15 protein-coding genes are annotated in these 19,204 nt (G+C 51.9%); 5 read left to right on the top strand and 10 right to left on the bottom strand.

Going from position 1 to position 19,204, the window contains the following annotated elements; genetic code table 11:
- Window positions 1-44: 44 nt before the first annotated feature.
- Together ACY2RQ_RS00165 and ACY2RQ_RS00160 are read right to left on the bottom strand one after the other, a co-directional pair.
- The gene (locus ACY2RQ_RS00165) at window positions 45-1,445 is read right to left on the bottom strand and encodes an MATE family efflux transporter (RefSeq protein WP_490110924.1); all 1,401 of its coding nucleotides are present in this window, start codon (window positions 1,443-1,445) and stop codon (window positions 45-47) included.
- A 149-nt stretch (window positions 1,446-1,594) separates the two neighbouring features.
- Window positions 1,595-3,580: a RecQ family ATP-dependent DNA helicase gene (locus ACY2RQ_RS00160; RefSeq protein ID WP_490110923.1), complete on the bottom strand. Its 1,986-nt coding sequence runs from the start codon at window positions 3,578-3,580 to the stop codon at window positions 1,595-1,597.
- Window positions 3,581-3,852: 272 nt separating this feature from the next.
- Between ACY2RQ_RS00160 and ACY2RQ_RS00155 the strand changes: the two genes are divergently transcribed.
- The gene (locus tag ACY2RQ_RS00155; protein ID WP_490110922.1) at window positions 3,853-4,464 is read left to right on the top strand and encodes a hypothetical protein; all 612 of its coding nucleotides are present in this window, start codon (window positions 3,853-3,855) and stop codon (window positions 4,462-4,464) included.
- A gap of 80 nt (window positions 4,465-4,544) precedes the next feature.
- On the top strand, window positions 4,545-6,917 hold the full coding sequence (locus ACY2RQ_RS00150; RefSeq protein ID WP_490110921.1) for a DNA polymerase II: 2,373 nt from the start codon (window positions 4,545-4,547) through the stop codon (window positions 6,915-6,917).
- A 5-nt stretch (window positions 6,918-6,922) separates the two neighbouring features.
- On the opposite strand, the gene ACY2RQ_RS00145 is transcribed toward ACY2RQ_RS00150, so the two are convergent.
- Window positions 6,923-8,302, bottom strand: a complete 1,380-nt coding sequence (locus tag ACY2RQ_RS00145) for an amino acid permease (protein ID WP_490110920.1) — start codon at window positions 8,300-8,302, stop codon at window positions 6,923-6,925.
- 169 nt (window positions 8,303-8,471) lie between these two features.
- Between ACY2RQ_RS00145 and ACY2RQ_RS00140 the strand changes: the two genes are divergently transcribed.
- Window positions 8,472-8,939 (top strand): thiol-disulfide oxidoreductase DCC family protein, encoded by a 468-nt coding sequence (locus tag ACY2RQ_RS00140; RefSeq protein WP_490110919.1) that lies wholly within the window; start codon window positions 8,472-8,474, stop codon window positions 8,937-8,939.
- A 90-nt stretch (window positions 8,940-9,029) separates the two neighbouring features.
- Here the strand turns inward: ACY2RQ_RS00140 and ACY2RQ_RS00135 are convergent, their stop codons facing one another.
- Window positions 9,030-11,477: an acyl-CoA dehydrogenase gene (locus tag ACY2RQ_RS00135; protein WP_490110918.1), complete on the bottom strand. Its 2,448-nt coding sequence runs from the start codon at window positions 11,475-11,477 to the stop codon at window positions 9,030-9,032.
- An 89-nt stretch (window positions 11,478-11,566) separates the two neighbouring features.
- On the opposite strand from ACY2RQ_RS00135, the gene ACY2RQ_RS00130 reads away from it, so the two are divergent.
- A complete protein-coding gene (locus ACY2RQ_RS00130) occupies window positions 11,567-11,737 on the top strand; it encodes an IS1 family transposase (protein WP_490111272.1) in 171 nt (56 codons plus the stop codon).
- Here ACY2RQ_RS00130 and ACY2RQ_RS00125 read toward each other — a convergent pair.
- The 3 genes from ACY2RQ_RS00125 to ACY2RQ_RS00115 all read right to left on the bottom strand — a co-directional run bounded on the left by ACY2RQ_RS00125 (window position 11,687) and on the right by ACY2RQ_RS00115 (window position 13,911).
- The gene (locus ACY2RQ_RS00125; protein ID WP_490110917.1) at window positions 11,687-12,043 is read right to left on the bottom strand and encodes a hypothetical protein; all 357 of its coding nucleotides are present in this window, start codon (window positions 12,041-12,043) and stop codon (window positions 11,687-11,689) included. The genes ACY2RQ_RS00130 and ACY2RQ_RS00125 overlap by 51 nt on opposite strands.
- A 173-nt stretch (window positions 12,044-12,216) precedes the next feature.
- Window positions 12,217-13,191 carry an alpha/beta hydrolase gene (locus tag ACY2RQ_RS00120; RefSeq protein ID WP_490110916.1) on the bottom strand — a complete coding sequence of 325 codons (975 nt, stop codon included), beginning with the start codon at window positions 13,189-13,191 and terminating at the stop codon, window positions 12,217-12,219.
- Between the two features lie 69 nt (window positions 13,192-13,260).
- Complete coding sequence (locus ACY2RQ_RS00115) at window positions 13,261-13,911, bottom strand: HAD family hydrolase (protein ID WP_490110915.1); 651 nt, start codon at window positions 13,909-13,911, stop codon at window positions 13,261-13,263.
- Window positions 13,912-14,025: 114 nt separating this feature from the next.
- On the opposite strand from ACY2RQ_RS00115, the gene ACY2RQ_RS00110 reads away from it, so the two are divergent.
- Window positions 14,026-15,219: a Tle-like phospholipase domain-containing protein gene (locus tag ACY2RQ_RS00110; RefSeq protein ID WP_490110914.1), complete on the top strand. Its 1,194-nt coding sequence runs from the start codon at window positions 14,026-14,028 to the stop codon at window positions 15,217-15,219.
- Between the two features lie 32 nt (window positions 15,220-15,251).
- On the opposite strand, the gene ACY2RQ_RS00105 is transcribed toward ACY2RQ_RS00110, so the two are convergent.
- The 3 genes from ACY2RQ_RS00105 to ACY2RQ_RS00095 all read right to left on the bottom strand — a co-directional run bounded on the left by ACY2RQ_RS00105 (window position 15,252) and on the right by ACY2RQ_RS00095 (window position 19,188).
- The gene (locus ACY2RQ_RS00105) at window positions 15,252-15,845 is read right to left on the bottom strand and encodes a transglycosylase SLT domain-containing protein (RefSeq protein ID WP_490110913.1); all 594 of its coding nucleotides are present in this window, start codon (window positions 15,843-15,845) and stop codon (window positions 15,252-15,254) included.
- Window positions 15,846-15,859: 14 nt separating this feature from the next.
- Window positions 15,860-17,578 (bottom strand): proline--tRNA ligase, encoded by a 1,719-nt coding sequence (locus ACY2RQ_RS00100; RefSeq protein WP_490110912.1) that lies wholly within the window; start codon window positions 17,576-17,578, stop codon window positions 15,860-15,862.
- A gap of 98 nt (window positions 17,579-17,676) precedes the next feature.
- Entirely contained in the window at window positions 17,677-19,188 is a 1,512-nt protein-coding gene (locus tag ACY2RQ_RS00095; protein ID WP_490110911.1) for an ArnT family glycosyltransferase, read from the bottom strand.
- Window positions 19,189-19,204 lie beyond the last annotated feature (16 nt).

Here is a 19,204-nt window from a genome sequence, read left to right as displayed (position 1 = left end):
GCCGGGCCTGCGGTTTTCAGGGAAATGCAGGCCCGGTTGTTTTCTCAGGCGGCATGCCGTTCTTTGGGTTGGGAGGCTTCTACCTGCGCAGGCTGTAAAACCGGCTCTTTGCGCAGCAGTTTTTTCCGGTAAGCCAGCAGCAGGATGACGCTGGCACAGGCGACAATCAGTTCCGCTGCCAGGACATTGGTCCACACCATCTCCCGGCTGACAAGTGCCGGTATCGCTACCAGTCCCGCAGTGGGAAGAACCAGGGCCCGGGTCAGGGAGAGTATGCTGGATATTGTCGGGCGGGCAATGGACTGGTAGATACTCACCACCAGAATATTAATGCCCATGGGCACCAGCGCCAGGGCATAGGCGGTCATGGCGACTTTGGCCAGGGCCATCATTTCATCGTTGGTTTCGGAGATAAACAGGGCAAAGATTTCCTGGGGAAAGATCAGGGCTGCTACTGAGCAGATCAGGGTGATACCGGTAATCAGCTTCAGTCCCAGTCTCAGAGTTTCCAGAATCTCGGCACTGCGGCGGGCACCGTGGTTAAAGCTCACCAGAGGCTGAACCGCCTGGCACACGCCATACACCAGCAACACCACCAGCCACATGCAGTTCAGGATTATGGTATATACCGACAGGTACAGGCTGCCGCCCAGGGACAACAGTACATGGTTAGACACCAGTATCAGCACGCCGATAGACGTTTCCATAAAGAATGCCGGCAGGCCGTTGCTGACAATCTGGCGAACCAGTGGGAATTCCAGACGCACCAGGTGGAACCGCAGTCGACAATTGGGGCGGCGGAAATGAAACAGCAGGGTGATGACCATGGTCATTTGGGCAATACCCGTGGCCAGGGCCGCACCGGGCATGCCCCAGTCCAGGGGGAACAGGAACAGCCAGTCGAGCACGACATTGGTGACCGCACTGATAATCATGGCGTTCATCACCAGTTTGGGGTTGTTGTCGTTACGGATAAAATTCGACATTACCCAGCCGGTAGCATAGGGCGCGGAGAACAGGGTCAGGGTACCCATATAATCCTTGGCGAGAGGGACAAGGTCACCGGTGGCGCCGAACAGGCGGACAATATCATCCAGCCAGTAGAGGGTGGCGGAGGACATAAACACCATCACCAGGGCGATCAGGGTCAGGGCCTGACGGAAGATGGCCAGGCCTTCTTTGATGCGTTGCTCACCAAAACGGATGCCCATCAGGGCTGCGCCGCCCACACCAATCATCATGGATACGGCAAACATAAAGGCGAAATAGGGGATAACAATGTTGATCGCAGCCAGGCCGTTCTGCCCCAGACTATGACCGATAAACACCACATCAAAGACAACATACAGTGATTTGATAATCATGCCGGTAATGGCAGGCATGAGAAAATGCAGAAAGCTTGTTCTGACTGGGTCCTTATTCAGGTCAATGGTCTTGTTCGGCACTTGTACAACCCCACAGCAAAATCACCTCCCGGAATGGGGAGGTAATCGACCATTTTATAGATTCATTATGTCAGGTGATATGAGGATTGAATCCTATAGACATTTTTTTATAAATTCACAGCAAGACGGCGGGAGCATTCAACAGGCTCCTAATTTCTCGCTGGAACACCGACCGAAATGTACTGTTGCACCCATCGTTTTACTTTCTGAAACTGCCATTGTTCCAAAGCGCCAAAGCCGGGTAGTGAGCGTGCCCGAAGCTTGGTAAACAGAGGCATGGTAATACCACAGAGAAAGCGGGTAATGAGTTCTGCGTCGGTGCGCTGTTCCTGTTCCAGTCTGGCGAACAGGGCCGAGGTCAGGGTGTGATAGTCCACGGATTCAGGAGCTGGTGTAACGATATGGGCGGGAAAGGCCACCGATACATGGTGGCATGCTGAACAATGACCGCAGTGCTCAGGAGCCTGATCATCACCAAACCAGTTGGCCAACTGGTGGCTCAGGCACTCTTCGCTTTCAAACAGGGCGATCATGGCATGTATACGGTTGATTTCGTTCTGTTCCGTCTGCACAAAGAGTTCGTGGAGTGAGCGAGCCAGTTCATCCAGCACAAAATGGTTGCTAATAACCTGATAAACCTCGGTCATCTGCTGGCTTTCCAGCACAATCCAGCCCTGTTCCTGGAAATAATCCAGGGCTTTCAGAATGCGGGGGCGGTCAGCTTTAGGATAGCCCCGGCAGACATTATCGATATCCAGTGAACCCCAGGTACGGGCGATGCGCACATTGCGCAGCAGAGCTTCCACGAACTCACGACGTTCGTCTTTAAAGTGCTGAATAATCTCTTCCGGAGGCAGGCGGTACTGCAGTCTGTACTCAGCAAAATAGCTGTACAGTGGTTTGATAATCCCCTGGATTTCCAGGTAAACCAGCAGAGTTTTCAGGGGCAGCTGGCGGATATTGGTGTCACTGGACAATCTGTTCAGCAGAAATTCCCACTGGCTGCCCGCTTCCCGAATGGCCATCAATACTCTGCGTATATTTTTAAAACCGGGGGTATCGCCATAGACAAAGTTTTCCAGTACATGGATATTGTCCCGGCTGCCCAGTACCTGGCAGTGGGCCTGTTCGCCATCCCTTCCGGCCCGACCGATTTCCTGGCAATAGTTCTCAACGGATTTGGGCAGATCATAATGGGCAACAGCGCGAATATTGCTTTTGTCGATGCCCATACCAAAAGCGATGGTGGCGACAATGCAGCGGTGTTGGTCTTCCATAAATGCCTGTTGGACCTGTTCCCGTTGTTCGCTGTTCATGCCCGCATGGTAGGCGATAGCGTTGATACCGTTATCCCGCAGCATCGAAGCAAGGTTTTCTGCGGTTTTCTGTAAAGTGACATAAACGATGGTGGGCTGGTATTTATGGGGCTGGAGCCAGTTGATCAGCTCCTGGTTCCTCTGTTCCTGAGCCACTGATGCCACTGAGAGATCGAGATTCGGGCGGTAAAACCCGGTACGGACAATATGCTGGTCAGCAATAGAAAACTTACTTTGCATATCGGCAATCACTTTTGGGGTGGCTGTGGCTGTGAGCAGCAGAGCCTGGGGAATATTGAACTCTTTCTGATAGGCCGGCAGCTTCAGGTAATCCGGCCGGAAGTTATGGCCCCATTCGGAAATACAGTGGGCTTCGTCCACCACCAGCATGGAGACCTGAACCCCCGAGAGAAACTGCCGGAACCTTTCGTTCTTTAGCCGCTCAACAGACACCATCAGTATTTTCAGGGAGCCATTGCGGGCTGCCTGCATAGTTGCACGAATATCTTCGCTGCTGCGACCGGAATCGATACTGGCAGAAGGAATATTATGGGCATTGAGATATGTGAGCTGGTCCTGCATTAAAGCCAGCAGCGGAGAGACAACAAGGGTCAGATGGGGCAGATGCAGGGCTGCCAGCTGGTAACACAGGGATTTCCCGGAGCCTGTGGGGAAAATAGCGGCGGCAGAGTGCCCTGAGACCAGAGACTGTATAACCTCTTCCTGTCCTTCCCGAAATGATGAGTAACCAAAATATTGTTGCAGGGTGTTGTGAAGATTCTGGCTAAGGGCCGGGTTGGCGTTTGCGCCCTGGGTCATTGAAGAGGTTCCAGCGAAGAAAAAAACCATTGTACGTCAGGTGACGGGGTGAGGAGTAGGTCAGACAAAGGGTCGGCTATACTCGGTTTTCTATTATGGGAGTCGCGTTAGGCTGCACCATGATTAATTATGCTAGATACGTCGTATATTCAATAAAAATTGCTCTTCTTCTTTTTTTTCTTTCTTCTATGGCTAGTGGGAGGAATCCTGATCTAGTTAGGTCATCTTCAGAAGCTATTGACGCAGCGCTGGCAGGAGGTGGCAAGAAAGTCATGATATTGATCTGCAATATGACAAGAGAGTCTTTTGACCTTAATGATAATAATGTTCAGCAAATGCTTAATGATTACGTCAAGCTGTTTGAAAGATATGCGGAAAACCCTCGGGTTGTCTTCAGGCGTCTGGAGGTAGAGAGAGCGGGAGACACGACAGTGGGGGATATTGCAGGTCTCATTCGCAGGAACCAGATTGCCCGTTTTTATGCCTCTGATGAAGGTACCTGGGAACCTGATCTTCTTGAGGGTGAGCCTGGCTGGGTTGTTGTCAACCCGAAGCCTTCAGACGAGATGGGTCCCTGGGTAGAGGACGATCTGCTGCCTGCCATGGAGCAAGACAACATAGATACGGTACTGATGACAGGCTGCCTTGAAGAGGACACAGCAGTATCTGCGGCAGAGCATATTCTCGAAGCTGACAGCAGCCATCGTATTATTATGGACCCGCGTATGAACCTGCCCTATGAGCAGCATGAGTATTGGGAGCACGGTGGTACGGTTCAAAACACCATTCGGGAGCAGGAACTACGATGGGGGAGATTACAGCACGGGAATCAGGTGACGGTTATTGGAGGTGATTTACCGGTCCGACCTGTCTGCACCTTCTGATCTGTCTGCCCCCTGAGCAAGTAAAATAATCCGTGGCCGTGGTAGGATAAATCATGACTGACAGATAATGATTCCAGCCCGTGACAGAGATATATACCGGCTTTCTATTGACCCGTAACAGCCATGATCGCAGCCGCCATACGGAGATTGTGCTGTGGGTGTCGACAGATCACGGGCCGGCAAGGCTGGTAGTGGAAGGTGAGCAGCCGGTTTTCTTCCTCTCCCAGAAGGACTGGCCAAAGGTTCATATAAGATTGCAGGGGCAGGGTATTACTTTTCGTCACCGTGAGTTGTCCCTGAGAACCTTTGACCAGCAACCTGTCTGTGCCGTTTATTTCCTTACGATTGAAGCCTTTCGCCATGCCCGTGACTGTCTGGCGGGAATAACCCTGTACGAAGCTGACTTTCGCCTCCAGGACCGTTACCTGATGGAGCGTTTTGTTAACGGCGCTCTGGAATTTACTGGCAGATGTGAAGCGAAAGAAGGTTATCGGGAGTTCCGTCAGGTTAAGGTACGGCCGGTGGAGTATGTGCCCAGTTTCCGGGTGGTTTCCCTGGATATTGAATGTTCCGCGTCCGGTGAACTTTATTCTATCGGCCTGTATGGACATAACGACCTGGGAGGTATCTCCGGACTGGTGCTGATGATAGGACTCAAGCCTGAGAGCGGGAGTGATGATTCCATTGTCTGGCTTAATGATGAACGGGAGCTGTTAAGGGAGTTGGAATCCCGTATCAGCCAGTGGGACCCGGATATTATTATTGGCTGGAATGTTATTAACTTTGATTTCCGCCTGTTACTGCAACGGGCAGAACTTCACAAACAGCGTTTAAAGCTGGGCCGTGGAGGACAGTTTGCCAACTGGCGGGACAGGCAGGGGGAGCGCAACCAGGGTTTTGTCACCCTGCCCGGGAGGGTGGTAATAGATGGCATTGACAGCCTGAAAGCGGCCACCTGGCATTTTGATAGTTTCAGCCTGGAGTTTGTCAGTCAGGAGCTGTTGGGGCGTGGTAAGGCGACAGAAGATGTAGAAAATCGCCTGGAAGCCATTACCCATGATTTTCACCATAACAAGCTTAAACTGGCCTGTTATAACCTGGAAGACTGTCGTCTGGTCTGGGATATCTTTGAGAAAACCCGTTTGCTGGATTATCTGCGTCTGCGCAGTCAGTTAACGGGACTGGAGCTGGATCGCCTCGGTGGTTCTGTGGCAGCTTTTACCAATCTTTATCTGCCTCGCCTGCACCGGGCCGGATATATTGCCCCTAATCTTCCGGAAGGGGGCGGTCTGGCCAGCCCAGGCGGTTATGTGATGGACTCTGTACCCGGTCTCTACAGTAATGTGCTGGTGCTGGATTTTAAAAGTTTGTATCCCTCTATTATTCGTACTTTCCGTATAGATCCCATGGGGCTTGTGGAAGGTCTGCGGCATCCAGATACAGCCATTGCCGGTTTTCGGGGTGGCATGTTCTCCCGGGATAAACACTTTCTGCCGGATATTATCACTTCCCTGTGGCAGCAGCGGGATGAGGCTAAGAGGGAGAAGGACGCAGCCCGTTCCCAAGCCCTGAAAATTATTATGAACTCCTTCTATGGGGTGCTGGGTTCCGGAGGATGCCGTTTCTACGACACCCGTCTGGCCAGTTCCATTACCATGCGTGGCCATAAAATTATGCAGCAGACCGCCTGTTGGATAGAGGAACAGGGCTATCGGGTAATCTATGGGGATACGGATTCCACCTTTGTGCTGTTGGGGGATAATGTATCTGCGGAAGAAGCGGACCGGATTGGCCATAATCTGGAACAAGATATTAACCAGCACTGGCAGTGTGTTATCAAAGATGAGCTGGGGTTGGAGTGTTTCCTGGAGCTGGAATATGAAACCCTCTACACCCGTTTCCTGATGCCGACTATTCGCGGTTCTGAAACCGGCAGCAAAAAACGCTATGCCGGTATAAAAGTTAATGATGCGGGAGAGCCAGAGCTGGTTTTTAAAGGATTGGAAACTGTCCGTTCCGACTGGACGGCAGTGGCCAAGCATTTCCAGGCAGAACTCTATCAGCTGGTATTTACCGGTAAGTCACCGGTTGAACTGGTGCTGAAATATGTAAACGACACCCGAACTGGTCTGCTGGATAATTATCTGGTGTACCGCAAGCGTCTGCGTCGTCATCTTCACGAATATATAAAAAATATTCCGCCACAGGTACGGGCGGCCCGTCAGGCGGATGAACAGAACCGGCAGCAGGGCAAACCTTTGCGCTATCAGCATAAAGCCTGGATCAGTTATGTTATTACTCTGAACGGGCCGGAGGTGGTAGAGCACTGTACCAGTCTGATCGATTACCAGCATTATATCGAGAAACAGTTGAAGCCGGTGGCGGATGGCATACTGCCGTTTATCGGCCTGGATTTTGATCAGCTGGTGGATGACCAGATTGGTTTGTTTTAGCCAGTCTATGCTTCCGACTCAGGTTTGCACATTCTGTATATCAGCAGGGGTAAGACAGTAAAGACAATAAACGTCAGGGTGATACAGAGAATATATGCAGAAGCTTGCTCGCGGTTCAGTGTTCCCGGCGGGAAAAAAGAAAACACCAACCCTGTTATACAGGCTGTTGTACCCAGCCCTGCCAATAACCAGATACCTGAATAGCCGAACGGAACCTTGTAGATTCTCTCCACATCAGGTCTGGTGTAGCGTAACCTGACAGCGGCCATAAACATCATCGCGTACATCACCAAGTAAAGCATCGTTGGCACAATATTCATGATCCACCAGGCTATCTCTACTTCAAATATAAACACCAGAGATGAGATCAGGGTCACAATACCACACTGCACGATCAGGATATTCCCCTGCATACCCCGGTGGTTTTTTTGCCTGAAAAAAGGTGGCAGAATCCCGTGCCTGGCCGCCACCAGCAGTCCTCTTGTCGGGCCAGGTATCCAGTTATTAATTTCCCCCAACATCCCCAGGATAATCAATATCGCAAATACCGGGATCAGGTCCCCATGACCACTATCATCAAGAATCCGTGAAAGAGTTTGCATAACGCCCGTCACTAGACCTATATCTTCATGGGGAATGGCAATGGCGATCGCCAGGGAAATCAGCGTGACCATGATAAAAGCCAGCACAGATGAAATAAAAATGGCCTTGGGGTAGTTTTTCGTAGGGTTGTGAATGCTGTCGGCATTGGAGGCCGCTACTTCAATACCTGTAAAGGTAAAAAATGAACCGACGATAAAGGTCAGCATTCCTTCGCTGGTCATATCAGGAAAAAAGTGCGGAAAATCCAAAGGAGTTTGTGAAGGGAAGCCATGCACTAAATGTCGTATAATCAGGAATGAGATAAAGAAAATGGGAAGAATGCGACCAAAGATAGCACTCAGAATCGCTATCCTGCTGGAAATATGTAGCCCTCTGATATTCAGCCCCGTGAGGGTATAGAACATCAGGTTTACAGACACAAATATAAACAGAGTGTTGTTCTGTAAATCTGGTGCAAAGCTGTAAATCGCAGTAACCACCATGATCTGCAGGATGGAAGGAAACCAGATGACACTTTCTGTCCACTGCAGCCAGACGGCGATAAACCCCCATTGCTCACCAAATGCTTCGCGCACCCAGATATACACACCACCGTCGTCTGGCCAGCCAGTGGCGAGTTCGGCTGCGATCAATCCACTTGGCAACAAAAATACAAGAGCAACCACGCAGTAAATAAAGACCAGCGCCAGGCCATACTCGGCCATGGAGGCGGCACCATGGATACTGGTGATTATTCCGGTGATTATCATCACCAGATTAAAGAGGGGGATTTTCCGAGTCAAAAAGCAGCCTGACAGCGCATAATCAGAGTCAGACTATAGCCCGGATATTTCATTAGATTCTATTTTGTCCCAAAGATGGACAGATTTCTGCGGGGGGGTATACCATCAGACTCACAGGCTTGGGAATAGACAGGTGAATATAGGGACAGAATGGTAAAACGGAGGGTCTATGGTTTTAAAGCGTAGCGATATCAGTTTTCCCGTAACCCTGTATTATGATGGCCAGTGCCCTGTCTGCATAAAAGAGATTCACTGGTTGCAAAGGAAGGACTTACACAGCAGGCTGTGTATGGTGGATATTCACAGTCAGGCATTTCAGCAGGAGTACGAACAGTATTTCTCCGGAAAAAGCTTTTCAGAAAAGAACCTTTCCGGAAAGCGTCTTGAGGATTTTGACCGGCTGATTCATGCCCGTCTTGGCAGTGGCCGGGTGGTGACAGGTGTTGATGCCACCCTGGCGGCCTGGGAAGCAGTGGGCAAAGGTCTGTGGATTGTGCCTTTGCGCTGGCCGGGTCTGCGGTGGTTGTCGGATCAGGCTTATCGGCTGTTTGCGGATAATCGCCATGTTCTGGCAAGAAAGTTGTCTTTTGTTCTGGGAAAACCCTCTTGCTCGGTTAATACACGGGAAAAACCCTGATCAGGTCATGTTTTCCCTGTCTGCGACCGCCTAAAAGAGACGGCCAGGGATGCCCTTTGAGTGAAACAGCAGCACAGGGAGTGTGCTGGCTTATTCTACATTGTTTAAAGATGTTTTAAGGTTACGGGTTTCAGCCACAGGGCCAAAGAATTCCAGGGGAAACTCATCCACATCAATAATCTTCATCACATCTTTTTCAAAAGCCAGCATAAACTGACCTTCTTCTTCTGTAAGAACTCCGTTCCCTACCCCATCAGTTATACGACGTTCAATAGATAACACCTGTTCATTATACTGCCCGTTATGTACCGCCTGATTGATTTTCCTGTAACAGGCTTCCGCTTTATCGGCTCGTTCCAGCAGTGAGTCCAGAACCGGTACAGGGTTACGGCCAGTATCCCTGCGGAAGACATGGCTGGTCAGGCGTGTCCGGGCATCAGTAGGATTGGTAATGAGTTCCACTACTTTATGGATCGCCTTGTCACAGGGCTTATGGGCCCGGCGGCCGAGAGGCAGGGTCAATAGCCTTAGCAGCCATGAGAGAGGACGTGCGGAAAGATTGGCAAGCACATCGTTCAGGGCATCTTCAAATTCAAAGAACAGTTGGCTACAGGAATATTCCACCAGGGGCAGATCACTTGTATGGCAACCCTCGTTGTGCCAGTGCCTGAGTACGCAGGAGGCCAGGTAAAGCTTGGAGAGCATATCCGCCAGCCGGGCGGAGATCAGTTCCCGGAACTTCAGCTTTTCCCCCAGGGAGAGCATGCAGCCATCCACTGTCAGGGCAAAAGCGGCGCTATAGCGGCTGATGGCCTTGTAATAGGGTTTGGTCGGGCCATGTTCGGGAGAGTTTCCCAGGGTATTGCAGGAGAGTCCGAGCAGCAATGCCTGTATGGTGTTGCTGGTAATAAAACCGAGGTGTCCGAACAGAGCATGGTCAAAGTCTTGGAGGCTGTTCTCTTCCGCAGCATGGATTTCCGGAAGTAAAAACGGGTGGCAGCGCACAGCGCCCTGGCCAAAGGTCATCATGGCCCGGGTCAGGATATTGGCACCTTCCACGGTAATAGCCACAGGAACAGAGGCGTAGCTGCTGGCCAGATAATTATTGGGGCCGGTGATAATGCCTTTGCCCCCGTGAATGTCCATGCTGTCCAGAGACACCTGTCGGGCAATTTCGGTAATGTTGTACTTCAGGATGGCGGAGGCAACGGCTGGCTTCTCCCCCTGGTCGATGGCTATAGCGGTGATCCTGGCACCTGCTGCGGCAATATAGGCGTTGCCGGCAATGCGGGCAAGAGCTTCCTGCACACCTTCAAGTTTGGATATAGGCACATTAAATTGCCGGCGAATCCGGGCGTAGGCTCCGGTCACAGCAATGGCGTAGCGGCCACCACCGGCACCGGACGATGGCAGGGTAATGCTGCGTCCGGCAGAGAGGCATTCCACCAGCATGGTCCAACCCTGGCCCCGTCTCTCCGGGCCACCGATAATAAACGACAGAGGAATAAACAGGTTCTTGCCACGCACAGGACCGTTCATAAAAGGAGAACCCAGAGGCTTGTGACGATGGCCGATATCCAGCCCCGGCAGGTTATGGGGCAACAGGGCAACAGTAATGCCTATGTTTGTTTCTTTCCCCAGAAACTGGTCCGGGTCAAACATACGGAAGGCCAGCCCGATTACTGTGGCTACAGGGGCCAGGGTGATATAGCGTTTGGAAAAGTTCAGACGAATACCGGTGATAGTTTCACCGTTGTATTCGCCTTCGCAGATTACCCCTGTATCTGGCAGAGATGTAGCGTCAGATCCGGCCCTTGGCCCGGTCAGGGCAAAGCAGGGGATCTCCCGGCCATCCGCCAGACGGGGCAGGTAGTATTCCTTCTGCTCCCGGGTGCCGTATTTCAGCAGCAGTTCCCCAGGACCAAGGGAGTTGGGGACTCCAACGGTGGAGAGCACGGCTCCGGAAAGCCCGGAGAGTTTCTGTAGAATCACCGACTGGGCCCGGGCGGAAAATTCGAGTCCACCGTATTCTTTGGGGATGATCATGGCGAAGAAACCGCTGGACTTGATGTAATCCCAGATCTCTTTGGGCAGGTCGCCCGCCTGTTCAATCTCCCACTCATCAATCATGGAGGCCAGGGTATCGACATGGGTATCGATAAACTCTTGTTCGTCGTCCCTTAACAGAGGATTGGGAAGGTCATGGAGTTTGCTCCAGTCCGGATGGCCGGAAAAAATCTCACCATCCCACCACACGGTACCCGCTTCCAGGGCTGTACGTTCAGTGTCGGACATCTCCGGCATTTTCTGTTTGTACAGTTCAAAGACAGGACGGGTCAGTATGCGGGCGCGAAACCCGGTCTGACCCAGCGCGGCCAGAAGAATGGTAAACAGCAGAGTCAGCCAGGTCAGGCAGCTGCCGGCATCGGTCACCCAAAACAATAGGGTCAGAATGCAGAGGGTGATAGTGGACAGGCGTAGTTCAACCCGCTGGTAAGCCAATGCCAGAACTACGGCAATAAAGATAACCCAGGCCATTATGCACGCCCTCCGGTGAATATTCATCAGGGAGCATAGCCGGGGATTAGCGGAAGGGCAGGCTTGTCCTTCAGAGATTCAGAACCTGGATCAAACGTCTGGCCCGGAAAGCGATCTGCTTTTCCAAACTTGAGGACATGCACGATATTGTCATCGGGTTACTGATCAACAAGGTGGGGATGTACGCCAATCGACGTTTATATGAGGGGTTAGTCCGAATCTTCCATCTTTTTTTGGTTTTCCTGCTTCTGGTTGATTAAAATCTGAGAAAGTCGCCAGATATTTAGGGGCAGCAGCAAAGAGTGGAGCACTATAACAGGAGGCAGCCATCGTATAATCGCATAAGATATAAACATAATATTACTGGCAATAGCGACGATGCGCAGGCGTTTCATATCCTTTTCAAAAAAGGACAGAAACACCAAAAAAGATGCGATGGAACCGATGATTTCCTGGGGGCCGGCCTGACTCCAGTCGATGGCAATAGTAATCATGGTATCAACGCTAGCTGAAGGAAAAGCTTCGTAAGCATAGTGCCTGTCAAGAAAACAGGTAGAGTTATCCACTGTAACCACTTATCACTCACTCACGACATGGCCATGGCCGCCATAAACGACAATCTCTGGTTTTTGTCAGACATAGAAAATGCCAAACGGAATAGCCGCCGGTATCACGGACAGGGTGTTCCTGGCTCCTCGCAGAGCCAGCTGTTTGGATGAATGGTTTCCGGCTCTTTTTTCTATTCCGCCAGTTTCTCAGCCAGCCAGTCCAGATAATCTTTACGAAAATCTTCACACTCATTAACCAGATGGTGCTGGCCCTTTGGCAGGAAATAGATTTTCACTGACTTATAAAGCGTCTGGTACACCGACATATTGTGTCGCCAGTCTACGGTTTTATCGTTCTGTCCCTGAATAATAATTGCGTCGAAATCACAGGGGTATGGGGTGGCTTCAATCTTCTTTATCCACTTATCCATCGCGCCTACCCAGCTCACCGGCAGGGTTTTGGGCTGCAGAGGTTCCCGGTGCAGAAAATCGAGAAACTCCTGGTCATGGGAGTTCTGGGATCGGGACCGGGGAATACTGTTAAGGAAGTGGCGGACGATATGGTACTGAATCCGCCCCCAGCGCCAGAGTATCGGGCGAATCAGTGGTGCGAACAGTATGATTTTGCCTAAGGGATAGTCGTTCCGGCTGCAGCCTTCACTTACCAGTAGCTCGGTAATAATGGCTCCACCCATGCTTTGTCCGTTCAGATGGAATGGCTGTGGTAATCCGGCGTTGATAGCCCAGTCCAGGCATAGGCGCAGAACCTGGGTATAATTGGTAAATGTGTCGATATCCGCCCGGGGACCGTCGGATAAACCATGACCCGGATGGTCATAGGCAAACACACTGTAGCCCTGTTTCAGGTAGAACCGAATAAGGTGACTGTACAGGCCGGTATGGTCGTAGTAACCATGGAGGATAAATGCAGTGCCCTTGTTGTGTGGAGCGTCTTGCTGCCACTGATGGCAGGCTATTCTCTGGCTGCCTACTTTCAGATAGCCGCCGTTATAGGAGATGCCTTCCATTGTCTGGTGGAAGCTCAGCTGGTAGGCATCAAGAAAATATTGCTGATCTTCATCCGGTTGTTGCGGGTCGAGCGACAGCGGTGGCATATGTTTACGCAGATCTTGCAGGCGCTCGCCGTTGGGTATGGCTCTGGGCACGTTCTTCGGTCCGGAACTGAGATAAATAATAAAAACTGCCTTGAGTATACCGGGGTTGCTGTTGCTAACCTATAACCGGGTTAGCCAGTCTGGCAGTTCAAACAGGGATTCCAGAATAACCGCAGCTTTATTCACCACATCCTCTGCTGGAGGTACTGTATCGGGAATCACAACCGTTCGACAGCCAGCTTCAATAGCAGAGCGTGCGCCGGTATTGGAATCTTCCACAGCTACGCATTCCGAGGGTTGTACCTTGAGTCTTTTACAGGCCAGCAGGTAGGGTTCAGGATTGGGTTTCGGGTTTTCTACATCATCGCCGGAGACAATTATCTTGAAGTGGCCGGTACCGCCATAGGTTGCAAAATGTCGCTGAATAAATTCTGTACCGGAAGATGTGACCAGAGCTGTGGTCTGTCCGGTTTTTTCCAGCCACTGGAACAGCTCCTGAACGCCCGGTTTTAAAGGCAGGGAGGTCATTGCGGAGGCATGGTTTTCCATTTGAGAAAGAAAGGCTTTCATATCCAGAGTCGGGCCCCCCAGTGTCTTCATATATGTCTGACACTGATCAAACCTGGCTCCGATAAAACGCTGGTAGGTCGCATCATCAAGGTGGATGCCAAAATCACCGGCGGTTTGTTGCCAGAGACCTTTATAGAAGGATTCGCTGTCAAAAAGAGTGCCATCCATATCCAGAAGAATGACGGAAGGGGGCTGAGGCAAGATAGCTGGCTCCGGTGAAGTTTAGGAAAGCGTCATAATTACTCTTTATTGGAAAGCGGGCAAGGGCACGGAAGTTCTAGACTAAAAACATCTCTGAATTCAAAGGAACTGAATATGTCACTGCCTCCATCTATTGACCCTTCCCAAAGACCTTCCGTACCTGGTACATCCTCCGGAGAGGGAGTTCCAACCCAGCAGAAAAGCGGGACTTCTGTTTTTGAACAGCGCACCGTACAAGTTACTGACTCACAGTCTAAGTATTCTCTAAAGGCTGAGGATGGAGCTGACCGGCCCCGGGAAGGAAAGGGCAAACGCCTGGCGAAAAGAGTCTTCTCACCGGTGAGCTGGGTCGTGAGTAAGGCTCTGGGTAAAAGAGACTCTTACTCTCCGGGCAAAAGTGCTTTCCAACAGTTGGATCGCTCCACATTGTGGCAGAAACAATCCACTTTACCGAACGATAAAACCACTTGCCGCCAGATAGCTATTGATTCCGCCCTGTCCCAGTTCCCCTACGAACAGAACCGTAAAGAAGTGCAGGAAGCCTTGAACCTTAATGCCGGGGATGTATCCGAAGTCAGGGGTACCATGAATGAATGCACCCAGATGACTGGACAGGAACTGAAAGAGTTTAAAAGCACCCTTGAGCAGAGTGACCTCTTTAAAGGACGCTTGAAAATGAAAAAGGGCTTATTAATAGACAAGAAAAGCGGATTGGTTGCGACACTCTTTCAGGACAAAACCTCCGGTGAAACCAAACTGGTGTTTGGGGGAACAACGGCGGGCAAGCGCCTGTCATTTCTTACCGGGAAAAAACTGTTGCTCAGGCAGGCGGGGGCTGATGCTGTAAACTTTACCGGTTTGGGCATTCCCAAAAGCTATCATCAGGCTGAGGAAATGGCCCGTATTGCCAGGGACAGTTTTAAGGGAAATCTGACCCTGACCGGCCACTCCCTGGGTGCGGGGCTGGCCCAGTATGCCGGTGCCATGCACCGGATTCCGGCCAACTGCTTCAGCCCGGCGGCCCTGGGCAAGGCTGCCCTGGTTGAACTGGCTGCCAGGGAGAGGCTTGATTCTGAATGGTTGAAGGAGAACATCACCCATGTCATGTTCAAGGGAGATCCGGTCAGTAACCCCTTGGGCCTGAGTGCTTATCATAAGCATTTTTCCGCGACCCATATTGGTACCCGTATCGTTATGGATGGTCAAAGTTCAAAGCATCGGAATTACGTGATAGGAAGGCATATGCACGCCCATAAACATGTAATGGTAGCCGTGAACAAACAGCTGGACGGCGGCAAAACTGATTAATCTGTCTGGCCTTCAGGCACTTTTTGCCCTGGCTAACGAGTCGTCCAGTACTTCTCCCAGCGCACCATGACTTTTTCCGGGTACCAGGTTTTTCCGAGGCTGCCGTTATAGCGGGCCAGGGCGCGGGTCAGATTGCCTTTTTCCCGCTTCAGGTAGTAACTGAGGATAGTTGTGCCGTAGCGTATATTGGTTTCCAGTTCCGTAAGGTTGTCGTCTTCCCGGCCAATCTCTTTTTTCCAGAACGGCATAATCTGCATCAGCCCCTGGGCACCCACCGAGGAGATGGCGTAACGGTCGAATGTGCTTTCGGTATGGATAACAGCCAGTACCAGTTCCGGTTGCAGTTTGGTTCTTTTCGCTTCCCGGTGCACGGTTTGCAAAAGGTTAAGACGTTCTGCGTCGTCTTTAATGTAGCGGGACAGGCGCAGGGACATATCCACAAGCCAGACTTCCGCCGTATAAGGGTCGGGGAAGCTTTCCGCGTTTTCTATGGTCTGTTTGAGATAAGCCCTCATATCGTCGTCAATAAACTTATCGACGGCATGGGAATGGAAGGAGACAAGAGCGCAGAGAAGCGCAGAGCAAAGCAGCAGCACCGGCATAAGCCGGGGCCGCTGCATTTTCATGAGAAAGCCGAAGCTCAGAGCTGAATCCTGTTCTTGAGTTCAGCAACAACCTGATCAACGGGGAAAGCCAGCTTCTCGCCGCTGCGACGGTGCTTGTATTCCAGGGTTCCGTCCCCCAGGCCACGGTCACTGATTACGATCTGGTGGGGAATACCAACCAGTTCAGCGTCGGCAAACTTCACACCGGGGCTGGCCTTGCGGTCATCCATCAGTACTTCGTAACCAGCGGTGGTCAGCTCATCGTAGAGTTTCAGGGTGGTTTCACGGACAGCTTCGGACTTTTCCATCTTCAGGGCGATCAGGGATACCTGGAACGGTGCCAGGGTGTCGGGCCAGATAATGCCTCGGTCATCGTGGTTCTGCTCAATGGCGGAAGCCACAATCCGGCTTACGCCGATACCGTAGCAGCCCATGTACATGGTGGCGTCTTTACCGTTCTGGTCCAGTACCGTGGCTTTCATGGCTTCACTGTACTTCTGGCCCAGCTGGAAGATATGGCCCACTTCGATACCACGCTTGATAAACAGCTTGCCGTTACCACAGGGGCTGGGGTCGCCTTCAACGATACTGCGCAGGTCTTCCACACGGGTAAAACTGGCGTCGCGTTCCCAGTTAATACCGAAGAAGTGTTCGCCATCTTTGTTCGCGCCGGCACCAAAGTCGGCCATCTTGGCGACGGTGCGGTCAACAATAACGGGGATATTCAGGCCAACAGGACCGAGGGAACCAAAGCCTGCACCAATCGCTGTACGCACTTCCGCGTCGGAAGCCATTTCCAGGGGAGCAGCTACGTCCGGCAGATTTTCCGCCTTGATTTCGTTCAGCTCGTGATCACCGCGTACCATCAGGGCAATCAGGTCCGCTTCGGCGTCTTCAGACGCTTTTACGATCAGGGTTTTTACGGTCTTCTTAATGGCGATACCGTGCTGTTCAACCAGCTCTTCAATGGTCTTGGCATTGGGAGTGGCAATACGGGCCATCTCTTCAGAGGGAGCCGGACGGTCACCTTCCGGTGCCAGGGCTTCGGCTTTTTCGATATTGGCGGCGTAGTCGCTGCTGTCACTGAAGGCGATGGCATCTTCGCCGGACATGGCCAGTACATGGAATTCGTGGGAGCCGGTACCACCGATAGAGCCGGTGTCCGCTTCCACCGGGCGGTAATCCAGGCCCAGACGGTCGAAGATGCGGCAGTAAGTCGCATGCATGTTGGCGTACTCTTTCTTCATGCACTCGGTATCGGCATGAAAGGAGTAGGCGTCTTTCATCAGGAATTCACGGGCGCGCATCAGTCCGAAGCGGGGGCGGATTTCATCACGGAACTTGGTCTGGATCTGGTACAGGTTTACCGGCAGCTGCTTGTAGCTGGTCAGCTCGCCACGGACCATATCGGTGATCACTTCTTCGTGGGTTGGGCCGAGTACGAAATCACGATTGTGGCGGTCCTTGATGCGCAGCAGTTCAGGGCCATAGGCCTCCCAGCGACCGCTTTCCTGCCAGAGTTCGGCGGGCTGGGTCACCGGCATCCAGCATTCCAGGGCACCGGAGCGGTCCATCTCTTCACGGACAATACGCTCAACCTTGTTCAGCACTCGCTTGCCTGCTGGCAGCCAGGTGTACAGGCCGGAGGCCAGTTTGCGGATCATGCCGGCGCGGAGCATCAGCTGGTGGCTTATAACAACAGCGTCCGCAGGGGTTTCTTTCAGGGTCGGTAAATAATACTGGCTTGCACGCATGGATATTCTGCTATGCCGAAATAAATGAAATATGGCCAGCCATTTTAAGGGGACTGGCCATATTGGCAAAGAAGAATTTTATTGTGTTGTTTTTTAAATTAACCATTTCCCCGGGTTCTCCAGAGTGACCGCCTGTTAAACTCACGGACCAGCTCCAGTTTATCCCAGACTTCCTTTGGCAGGGTATCGCTGTCTTTGGTGCGGATAGTGATATAAACACCTGTAGGGCTGTTATCTATCCACTTTATAAGCTCTGCGGTGCTGGTCACCTGAATAGCCTTACCGCTGGAATAAAACTGTCCGGAGAAAGGCTCCTTGTTCCAGAACAGCAGGGGAGCCTGCCGGCTGTCGGGTTGTTCTTGCCAGGTCTGAACAGCATCAGCAGCGGAATATTTCAGCCCGAGATTCATCCCCAGCACCAGGGCAATCAGAAGAACCGGGATAGGGGCTGCAGGAACAGTAATCCAGCGGTGCGGGAATCTGTCCTGGTCGGCTTGGGTCATGTTGTGAGTCAAAGGTTTCAGGTAACTGGCAGTCAGCAACGCCAGAGCCGGAGTGGCCGGTAGAACATAAGTCCAGATAATATTTCCCGACAGGGTAAAGAAAATCATCGGACTGAGCAGCCAGTACAGAAGAAACTGTCTCCAGCTTCTGCTATTTATATATCCGGGCGTTTCCGACTGTTTATTTTGAGAGCTTTTATTCAGAGACCGGCTTTTCCACCAGGCCAGGGGCAGGATAATATTCCAGGGCAGTGCCGCATAGAGCCACATCAGCCAGATAGTGCCTTTCGGCTGTATATGGGCAGTGCCGTATAAATCACCTTTCCAGCCGGGAACCAGAAAGCGACGGATATGTTCGCCAAGAATAAAATAATCCAGAAACCCGGGGGTGGCCTGCTCTGCAAGAATATACCAGGGCAGGGCGATGGCCAGCATTAGCAGGGTGCCAGATATCCATGGCAGCTTGTACCAGAGCTTCAGAATGCGCTTTTCAGGGAGGCACCAGAAGATTACCGGCAGACCCGCAAGTACCCAAACCAGCGGTCCTTTTGCCAGAAGACCGATAGCCAGCCCGATAAAGAACAGATACCCCCAGATACCCCCTTTCTTTCGGTTGCTGTGCCAGGCTAGCCAGAAAGACACCAGCGTCAGGGTAATTCCCAGTAGCAGGACCGTATCGGTCATCACTGCGCCGATGCTGATCAGGAAAACCGCTGTAGTTGAAAGGGCCAGAACAGATAAAGCTGCGTTGGGCAGACCTTCCTGCTTCCGGGCCAGTTGCCACACCAGGCCAAGCACCATCAGTCCGGCAAGAAAGTGGGGTAAACGGGCGGCAAATTCACTGATACCCAGCCATTTAAAGCTGGCGGCAGTTATCCAGCTGTACAGGGGCGGCTTGCCCCAGAAAGGCACTCCGTAATCAAACTGCAGGGTAATCCAGTTACCTGTTTCCGCCATAATCCGGGCGATCTCACCGTAGCGGGCTTCGGTGGTGTCCATTAGCGGATAGAGGCCGAGACTGAGCAGGCGTATACCCAGTGCCGCAATAGTGAGCCACAGGGCCAGCCTGATCACGGAAAAGGTTCTTGTATCTGGCTTTTGGTTCACAGGTGGGCCTCATGGT

This window comes from Parendozoicomonas sp. 209JJ7-1, from assembly GCF_058147085.1.
Note: the sequence above shows the minus strand (reverse complement) of the source record. Positions and strands in the feature narration are given on the sequence as shown.